Source organism: Kitasatospora sp. NPDC093102 (assembly GCF_040683915.1).
In the GTDB taxonomy this organism is placed as follows: domain Bacteria; phylum Actinomycetota; class Actinomycetes; order Streptomycetales; family Streptomycetaceae; genus Kitasatospora.
This window is the reverse complement of sequence record NZ_JBFBFA010000061.1, coordinates 21031-30343: the sequence shown is the minus strand read 5'-3', so window position 1 is coordinate 30343 and position 9313 is coordinate 21031. Positions and strand designations below refer to the sequence as shown.

Genomic DNA, 9313 nt, shown 5'->3' with positions numbered 1-9313 from the left:
CGCGCCGCCCGCGCCCCCCCCCGGCCGGCGCGCGGCCCCCACCCCCCCCGGCCCCCGCCCCCGAGACCCGCCCCCCCCCCCCCACGGCTCACCATCCACCTGCCCCACCCTCCCGCTTCGGGGGCGGCACGCCGGCCCGGCCGACGTTCCGCCCCCGTCGTGGTTCCCGGGTGGCGGTCAGCCGTCCTCGCCCTGGTCGTCGTCGCCCTGGTCGTCGTCGCCGTGGTGGAGCCCGGTGGGCTTGGCGAAGACCTGGGGGTTCTCGCTCGCCACCGGGCCGTTGGCGCCGGCGACCAGGTTGCCGCTGGTCGAGTCGAACACCACGGTGGTGCCGGAGGCGGACACCAGCGGGTTCTGCGAGGAGCCGTTGCCGAACGAGCCGTCCGGGGCGGTGGAGACCCGCTCGGTGAGGCCGGTGCGCAGGTCCTGGCGGTAGACGTCCCAGCCCGGGTGCTGGGGCCCGGCCACCAGGTTGTCGGCGGCGGACTCGAAGTAGATCCAACGGTTGTCGGCGGTGATCGACCCGTGGTCGGAGGAGCCGACCGAGCTGGTGCCGGGCAGGCCGCCGCTGACCTTCGTCACGACGCCCGTCCGCAGGTCCCGCACGTAGAGCACGGTGTGGTAGCGGTGGCCGCCGGTCGAGCCGCCGGGCTCGGCCAGGGTGTAGATCGCGCGCCGCCCGTCGGGGCTGATCGTCGCCTCGAAGCTGGAGCTGCCGATCCGGCCGTCGAGGCCCGCGCTCACGGCGGTGAGCTTCCCGGACCGTACGTCGTAGGTGTAGTAGGGGGCGGCGGTCGGTAGGGCCAGGCTCGGCTGCGCCACGGCCTCCGGGACGCTGCGGCGCGCGGCCTCGGCGGCGCCCGGGGTGAGCTCCACGTCGGCGGAGGCGGAGGCGGAGGCGGTGGCCGCGGCGGCGAGGCCGGGCGTCTGATCGTCCGGCAGCAGGCTGGAGAGGGAACCGAAGCCGATGGTGCGGCCGTCCGCGCTGATCTTCGGGCGGATGGACGTGCTCTCGCCCGGCCTGCCGTTCGCGTCGCGGGAGACCAGCCGGGTGGTGTGGGTCCAGCGGTCGGTGAGGTAGACGTTGATCTTCCAGGTGTAGGGCCTGGCCAGCGAGGGCGCGGGATCGGGGTCCACGACGGTCGGGTCCAGGTCGGTCCGGGAGGACACATAGGCCACGTACCGGCCGTCGGCGCTGATCGAGGGCGCGTACGAGTAGTGGAACCGGTCGGTGTCGGTGCTGGTGAGCCCGCCGCTGACCAGCTCGGTGCGGCCGGTCTTCCGGTCCCGGACGTACACCTCGGTGCGCCCCTTGACCTGCATGCCGGGCACCACGTTGTCGGCGTTGCTCTCGAAGGCGACGTAGCGGCCGTTGCCGCTGATCGCGGCCTGTTCGGTCCAGCCGTTCAGCACCTCGCCGGAGTCGGACAGGTCGACCCGCTCGGTGCGGCCGGTGCGCAGGTCCTTCACGTAGGCGTCGCGCCCGCCCAGTGCAGGCTGCTCCACCAGGTTCGTGGCCCAGGAGGTGAACAGGGCGTAGCGGCCGTTCGCGCTGATGCCCTGGCTCGTCGACTGGTTGTCGGGCGCGGTGCCGTTGAGCCCGACGCTGACCTGGACGGTGCCGCGCGGCACCGGGGCGGCCTGGGCCGGGGCGGCGGTGACGGCGAGCACGGCGGCCGCGGCCAGGACGCTGCCGCCGCCCGACAGCCACCGGTTGCGGGTCGTCCGGGTGGTACGGGTCATGAGGTCTTCCCCCCTCTGATCGCCCGGCCGGGCTCCCTCCCGGCGGCGGGCTTTCGCCGAGCCAACCGTCGGGAGGGCCGGAGGGTCAACGTCCTTCGGTGATGTCGGCTGAAAATACGTCAACGGACGTATCCAGAACGGGAATCACGTCACCGGAGGCGGCGCAGGAAGACGTCCGTCACCCCGTTGGTGTCCCCCGGGACCAGGTTGCCGTCGCCGGCGGTGAAGATCGCCGTGTCGCCGGTGGCGTCCACGTACGGGCCGGAGGAGGACGTGGTGCTCTGCGCGCCGTCCCGGGTGAGGCTGACCACTTCGATCCGGCCGGTCCACAGGTCGCGGCGGAAGACGTTGCTCTGGTGGCTGATGTCGCCGGGGACGAGGTTGCCGGCGGAGGAGCTGAAGTAGACCCAGCGGTCGTCGGCCGTCATGACGGCGCCGCGCGCGGATCCGTTCGCCGTGGTGCCCGGCAGGCCGGCGCTGACCTCGGTGACCTTGCCGGTGGCCAGCTCGTGGACGTACACGTCCAGCCGGACGCTGCCGTGGCCGGGCAGCCCCGAGCCGTAGACCGCGACGCTGTAGACGGCGTAGCGGCCGTCCGGGCTGATCCGGCCGTCGCTGCTGCCGCTCAGCTGCCCGGTGCGGTCCAGGCTGCCGGCGACGATCCTGCCGGTGTCGGCCTTCCAGACGTAGGAGGGGTGGTGCATGGGCCCGCTCGTCAGCCCCGGCGACCCGGCGTCGGGACCGGTCCCGTCGGCGGCCGGTTCGGTGGTGGGGGTCGGGTCCTCCGGGAGCAGGTTGCCGGCCCGGGAGGTGAAGGCGATGGCGGAGCCGTCCGCACTGATCATCGGATCGAGGGAGTAGTTGCTGGCGGGTTCGCCGTCGGCGCCGACGGTGACCAGTCGGCTGGTGTGCGTCCAGCGGTCGGTGACGTAGATGTTGTTCTTGCCGCGCCGTACGGGCCCCGGGGCGAGGTCGGTGCGGTTGGAGACGTAGGCGACGTAGCGGCCGTCGCGGCTGATGCTGGGGCTGGTGGCTCCGAAGAGGCTCTGGTCGTCGGTGCTCGGCAGGGCGGCGGCGGTGACCAGTTCGGTGTGTCCGGTCCAGCGGTCGCGGACGAAGACGTCGCTGGGGTGCGTCGGTTGGCCGGGCACCACGTTGGTGGCGGTGGTGCTGAAGGCCACGTACCGGCTGTCGGCGCTGATCGCGGCGTCGGTGGTGGGGGCGTTCAGTGGGGAGCCGTCGTCGGCGACGCTGACCTTCTCGACGTGCCCGTTGCGCAGGTTCCGTACGTAGACCTCGTCGGAGTTCGGGGCGCCGGCGCCGGGCAGCAGGTTGGTCGCGGTGGAGGTGAAGAGGGCGGAGCGGCCGTCCTCGCTCAGCCCGAGCGTCCTGGAGGCGCCGTTGAGCTGTTCGTCCTTGGGGCCCTCGCTGACCCGGGCGGTGTCGCCCTTGGGCGGGCGGGCCTCGGCGGCGGGCATCGCGGCGCCGGCCACGGCGGTGGCCACCAGGACGGCGGCGGTACGGGCGAGCCATCGGCGGGTGCGTGCGGCGGTCATGGATCATCCTCCCCTGGGATCACCCGGCCGAGCTCCCTCCCGGCGGCGGGCTTTCGCAGAGCCAACCGTCGGGAGGGCCGCCGGTCAACGGCCGGGCGTGATCCCGCCGGGAAATACGTCAACGGGCGTATCCCCCAGGGGAGTCAGGCGCTCACAGGCGGCGTCGGAAGACGTCCGTGGTGGTGTTGGCGACGCCCGGCACCAGGTTGCCGTCCTCGGCGCTGAACAGCAGCGTCGTGTCGTCGGCGTCGACCTGCGGGAAGAAGGCGGAGGTGGTGCTCTGCGAGCCGTCCTCGGTGAGGGTGACCCGCTCGGTGCGCCCGCTGCGCAGGTCGTGGCGGAAGACGTCGGCCTGCCCGTTGGTGTCGCCGGGCACCAGGTCGGCGACATCGGAGGTGAAGTACACCCAGCGGTCGTTCAGCGGCATCACGGGGTCGTAGGAGGAGTCGGTGTTCGTGGCGCCGGACAGCGGCTTGCTGACCTTGGTGGTCTTGCCGGTGGCGAGCTCGCGGACGTAGACGTCCTGGTGCCGGCCGTGCGAGCCGGGCCGGCCGCCCTCCTCGAAGACGGTGTAGACCGCGTAGCGGCCGGAGGGGCTGATCCGCCCGTCGTCGCCGCTGCCGGTGAACTCGCCGGCCTCGTCGTAGCTGGCGCCGGTGATCCGCCCGGTGCGGGCGTCCCAGACGTAGTACGGGTAGGCGCGGATTCCGGCCGGCTCGGCGCCGGCGGCCCGCGGGGCCTGTGCGGCCTCGGCCCGGTCCGCGCGGTCGGGGGTGTCCGCGGCCGCCGACGCGGCTGCGGCGGCGATGGCGACGGCGGCGGGCGGGGCCTGGTCGGCCGGTAGCAGGTTGCCGGCCCGGGAGTTGAAGCCGATGACGGTGCCGTCCGCGCTGATCGTCGGGCGGTAGGAGCTGTTGTCGGCGGGGGAGCCGTCCGCGCCGGTGCTGATCACCCGGGTGGTGTGGGTCCAGCGGTCGGTGACGAAGATGTTGAACTTGCCGCGGCGCACGCCGGGGGCGAGGTCGGTGCGGTCGGAGGAGTAGACCACGTAGCGGCCGTCCCAGCTGATGGCGGCGTTGAAGGCGTTGCGGATGCCCTGGTCGTCGCCCGCGCCGGAGCTGCCGTCGCCCGCGCTGACCAGCTCGGTGTGCCCGGTCCAGCGGTCGCGGACGAAGACGTCGCTCTCGTGCTTCGGCTGCCCGGGCACCGCGTTGGTGGCGTAGCTGCTGAACACCACGTACCGGCCGTCACCGCTGATCGCCGCGTCGTTGCTGCCGCCGTCCAGCGCGGAGCCGTCGTCGGCGACGCTGACCCGCTCGGTGTGGCCGTTGCGCAGGTCCCGGACGTAGACGTCGCCCACGGCCCCGGCGCCGCCCGGCAGCAGGTTGGTCGCCGCCGAGGAGAACAGGGCCAGCCGGCCGTCGCCGCTCAGCCCGAGCGCGAGGGAGGCCCCGTCCAGGGCCTCGCCCTTGGGGCCCTCGCTGACCCGGGCGGTGTCGCCCTTGGGCGGGCGGGCCTCGGCGGCGGGCATCGCGGCGCCGGCCACGGCGGTGGCCACCAGGACGGCGGCGGTACGGGCGAGCCATCGGCGGGTGCGTGCGGTGGTCATGGATCATCCTCCCCTGGGATCACCCGGCCGGACTCCCTCCCGGCGGCGGGCTCGGGCCGAGCCAATCGCCGGGAGGGCCGGTGGTCAACGGTTGCGGGTGATCTCGACCGAAAATGCGCCAACGGGCGGATTCCGGAGGGGAGTCAGGACCTCAGAGGCGGCGCCGGAAGACGTCCGCGTTGCCGTTGGTGTCGCCCGGTACCAGATTGCCGTCGTCGGCGCTGAACAGCAGCGTGCCGCCGAACGCGTCGACGTGCGGGAAGTAGGACGCGGAGGTGCTCTGCCCGCCGTCCGCGGTGAGGGAGACCCGGTCGGTCCGGCCGGTCCACAGGTCGTGGCGGAAGATGTCGGTCTGCCCGTTGGTGTCGTCGGGCACCAGGACGGAGGCGGTGGAGGCGAAGAAGACCCAGCGGTCGTCGAGGGTCATCTCGGCGTTGAACGAGGAGTCCAAGTTGGTGGTGCCGGGCAGTGGGGTGCTGACCTTGGTGACCTTGCCGGTGGCGAGCTCGTGGACGAAGACGTCCTCGTGGACGCCGTGCGAGCCCGGCCGGCCGCCCTCCTGGAAGAGGGCGTAGACCACGTAGCGGCCGGAGGGGCTGATCCGCCCGTCGGTGCCGCTGCCCCGGAGCTCCCCGGCCTCGTCGCGACTGGCGCCGACGAGCCTGCCCGTGCGGGCGTCCCACACGAAGTACGGGTAGCGGCGGGCGCCGGCCAGCCCGGAGGCGGTGTCGGTGCTGCCGGCGACGGCGGCCGGGGCCTGGTCGGCCGGGAGCAGGTTGCCGGCCCGCGAGCTGAAGCCGATGACGGTGCCGTCCGCGCTGATCGTCGGGCGGTAGGAGCTGTTGTCGGCGGGGGTGCCGTCCGCGCCGGTGGAGACCACCCGGGTGGTGTGGGTCCAGCGGTCGGTGACGAAGATGTTGAACTTGCCGCCGTGCACGCCGGGGGCGAGGTCGGTGCGGTCCGAGGAGTAGGTCACGTACCGCCCGTCCCAGCTGACGGCCGGATCGTAGGCGGTGCGGATGCTCTGGTCGTCGCCCGCGCCGGAGACGCCGTCGCCGGCCGTGACCAGCTCGGTGCGGCCGGTCCATCGGTCCTGGACGAAGACGTCGTTCTGGTGCTTCTGCTGCCCGGGCAGCACGTTGGTGGCGCGGGTGGTGAACGCCACGTACCGGCCGTCACCGCTGATCGCCGCGTCGCCGGCGCCGTCGTCCAGCGCGGAGCCGTCGGCGGCGACGCCGATCCGTTCGAGGTGCCCGTTGCGCAGGTCCCGGACGTAGACGTCACCCGAGCTGCCGTGGCCGCCGGGCAGCAGGTTGGACGCGGAGGACGAGAACAGGGCGTAGCGGCCGTCGCCGCTCAGCCCGAGCGCGAAGGACTCGCGGTCGAGCCCTTCGCCCTTGGGGCCCTCGCTGACCCGGGCGGTGTCGCCCTTGGGCGGGCGGGCCTCGGCGGCGGGCATCGCGGCGCCGGCCACGGCCGTGGCGGCCAGGACGGCGGCGGTACGGGCCAGCCATCGGCGGGTGCGTGCGGCGGTCATCGATCATCCTCCCCAGATGACGGTGCCGGGCCCACGACCCCCGCGGCCCGGTTCGGTCACGAGCCAAGCGCCGGGCCGGGCGGGTGGTCAACGGGCGGGAGCGATCTCGTCCGGAAATACGCCACCGGTGGTATCCCTGACCGGAAACCCGCTCCGGCCGGAGCCTGCGGTCCCGCCGGCCGGCTTCCGCGGGTGGTGCCGCCGTCCCGCTCCGGCGGCCGGGTTTCCACCGGTCCGCTGCGGCGGGCGCACTCCGGCCGGTCCGCCGTGCCGCGCCACGCTGGCAGAATTGGTCCGTGATCGACGCACGACGGCTGCGGACCCTGCGGGCCGTGGCGGACCACCGCACCGTGACCGCCGCGGCGGCCGCCCTCTACCTGACCCCCTCCGCGGTCTCCCAGCAACTGGCAGCCCTGGAGCAGGAGACCGGCCACCACCTGCTCGCCCGGGAGGGCCGGGGCGTGCGGCTGACCGCCGCCGGGGAGATCCTGCTCGGCCACGCCGACGTGGTGCTCGCCCAGCTGGAGCGGGCCGAGGCCGACCTCGCCGCGTACAGCGCGGGCGTCTCCGGGGAGGTCACCGTCACCTCCTTCGCGACCGCCATCGCCTCGGTGCTCGCCCCCGCCGTCGGTCTGCTCGCCGGGCGCGCGCCCGGAGTGCGGCTCAAGGTGCTGGACGCCGAGGGCGACGCCAGCCTGCCGATGGTGCTGGACGGCCGGGCCGATCTCGCGGTGGCCGTCGAGTACCGGGGCGCCCCGCGCGCCGACGACGCCCGGCTGACCCGGGTGCCGCTGTACGCCGAGCCCTTCGAGGCCGTGCTGCCGCTCGGCCACCGGCTGGCCGCCGAGTCCGGCCCGCTGGCCGTCGCCGCGCTGGCCGACGAACCGTGGATCGGGCCGTACCCGGGCAACCCCTGCCACGACGTGGTGCTGCTGGCCTGCGAGCACGCGGGGTTCCAGCCCCGGCTGCTGCACTCCTCCGACGACTTCCGGGCCGTGGTCGCACTCGCCTCGGCGGGCCTGGGGGTGGCGCTGGTGCCGCGCTCGGCGCTGCGCGGCGTCGACCTCGGCGAGGTCGCGGTGCGCCCGGTGGACAGCGAGCTCGCCACCCGCCGGGTGTTCGCCGCCGTCCGGGCCGGGGCGGACGCGCACCCGCTGATCCGGCCGGTCCTGGACTCGCTCGCCGAGGCGGCTGCCGCGGGCGCGTGAGCCGGCTCGCCACGGTTCGCCGACGTTCTCGGCAGCCCTGACGGACGGCGCCCGGCGGGCCCGGGGCATCGCCGAGGTCTTGCGGTCGCCCGACCCGCCGATCGGCCCTGACCCCAGGGCGTACCCGTATCCGGTGCCGGCCAGGCACGGGCGGTCTCCCACGGGCCCCGCCCGGCGGAGGCGCGCTCGGCATGGAGAAGGGCGATGCCGGGGGCGGTGCGGTGCGGAGTGGCCGGCCGCGGCGGTCCGCCCGTCCGCATTGCCGAAGCGCGCGACGGGACATCGCCAGGGCTGCCGCCTACGCGGCGAGGTGCGTGCCCCGGCGTCGCCCCGCAGACGCGAGTTTGAAGACAGGCCCTAGGGGGCGCTCCAGCTGACGGGGAGGGTGATGGGCGACTTGCTCGGTGACTCGTCCTCCCAGATGGGCTGGTGGCCTTCGGCCAGGCGCAGGCCGGGGAGCCGGTCGAACAGCGCCTCCAGGCATACGGTCATCTGGGCGCGTGCCAGGTGGGAGCCGACGCAGTTGTGGGCTCCCCGGCCGAAGGTGAGGTGGGGGTTGTCCGCGCGGCACAGGTCGAGCCGGTCTCCGTCGGCGAACACACTCCCGTCGCGGTTGGCGGAGGCGAGAACGGGCAGCACGGCGTCGCCGGCGCGGATCGTCCGGCCGCGCAGCTCGATGTCCTCGACGGCCTGGAGGACGACGACGCCGTTCATCACCGGTACGTAGCGCAGCAGTTCCTCCACCGCGCCGGGCATGAGGCCGCGGTTGTCGCGCAGGCGTGCGTACTCGCCGGGCACGGTCAGCAGGGTCAGCACGGCGTCGGCCAGGAACATGGTGCTCGTGCGGTATCCGGCGACCAGCATGGAGAGCCCGAAGCTCACCGCGCTCTCATGGTCCAGCGTGCCGTGCTCGCACTCGCGGACCAGTTTGGTGAGCACGTCGTCACCGGGCTCGCGCCGCTTCTGCGCGAGCAGCGAGGTGATGTACGCGCGTAATTGGGAGGTGGCCTCGCGGCCCTCCTTCAGGGTGAGTATGGCCCCGAGCGCGGCGTCCGCCTTGGGCAGGAAGTACCGGCTGTCGTCGTAGGGGATGCCCACCAGGTCGCACATCACCATGACGGGGAAGGGTTCGAGGAACCGGATGACCAGGTCGCCGGGCTGGGTCCCGCCGAGGAACGCGTCGAGCAGCCGGTCGGCCGACTGCCGGATGCGCGGCAGCCGGCTCCGGACGGACCGGACACTGAACGGCTCGCTCAATGTCCTGCGCAGGGCGGCGTGCCGGGGGCCTTCCAGTTCCATCATCGTGATCAGGCCCGGCTCGTCACCGGGGGCCTGGCCGGGGCAGGGCGGCCAGGCGTTGATGCTCGGCCGGATCAGCCGGGAGTCGGCGACCAGTTCCTTGACGTCGTCGTACCGGGTGACGTACCAGGCGGTGGCGCCGATCGGCAGCCGGACCTTGACCAGCGGGCACTCCTGGCGCAGCCGGCCGTATTCCTCGGGTGGCCCCATCGTGCCCGGCGGCGGGAGGGGCAGGTCGATGACGGGCACGTCGACGACAGGTTCCGGTGTGCTGTTCACGGGTGGACCGCCCCTTCTCGTGTGCGGCCGGGGGCGAAGGCCCGGTCGTCCGGGCTTGACCGGGTACGAGGGGCCTGCGGGC

At 74.1% G+C, this 9313-nt stretch carries 6 protein-coding genes; 1 reads left to right on the top strand and 5 read right to left on the bottom strand.

Annotated features, from left to right (window positions below):
• Nucleotides 1–177: 177 nt before the first annotated feature.
• The 4 genes from AB0O11_RS36320 to AB0O11_RS36305 all read right to left on the bottom strand — a co-directional run bounded on the left by AB0O11_RS36320 (nt 178) and on the right by AB0O11_RS36305 (nt 6445).
• Nucleotides 178–1743 (bottom strand): hypothetical protein, encoded by a 1566-nt coding sequence (locus AB0O11_RS36320; RefSeq protein WP_363395903.1) that lies wholly within the window; start codon nt 1741–1743, stop codon nt 178–180.
• 149 nt (nt 1744–1892) lie between these two features.
• Nucleotides 1893–3299 carry a hypothetical protein gene (locus AB0O11_RS36315; RefSeq protein WP_363395900.1) on the bottom strand — a complete coding sequence of 469 codons (1407 nt, stop codon included), beginning with the start codon at nt 3297–3299 and terminating at the stop codon, nt 1893–1895.
• Nucleotides 3300–3450: 151 nt separating this feature from the next.
• Entirely contained in the window at nt 3451–4908 is a 1458-nt protein-coding gene (locus tag AB0O11_RS36310; RefSeq protein ID WP_363395897.1) for a hypothetical protein, read from the bottom strand.
• 151 nt (nt 4909–5059) lie between these two features.
• Nucleotides 5060–6445, bottom strand: a complete 1386-nt coding sequence (locus AB0O11_RS36305) for a hypothetical protein (protein WP_363395894.1) — start codon at nt 6443–6445, stop codon at nt 5060–5062.
• Between the two features lie 296 nt (nt 6446–6741).
• Between AB0O11_RS36305 and AB0O11_RS36300 the strand changes: the two genes are divergently transcribed.
• Nucleotides 6742–7653 (top strand): LysR family transcriptional regulator, encoded by a 912-nt coding sequence (locus tag AB0O11_RS36300; protein WP_363395891.1) that lies wholly within the window; start codon nt 6742–6744, stop codon nt 7651–7653.
• Between the two features lie 357 nt (nt 7654–8010).
• Here AB0O11_RS36300 and AB0O11_RS36295 read toward each other — a convergent pair whose 3' ends face one another.
• The gene (locus tag AB0O11_RS36295; protein WP_363395888.1) at nt 8011–9231 is read right to left on the bottom strand and encodes a cytochrome P450; all 1221 of its coding nucleotides are present in this window, start codon (nt 9229–9231) and stop codon (nt 8011–8013) included.
• Nucleotides 9232–9313: the final 82 nt, after the last annotated feature.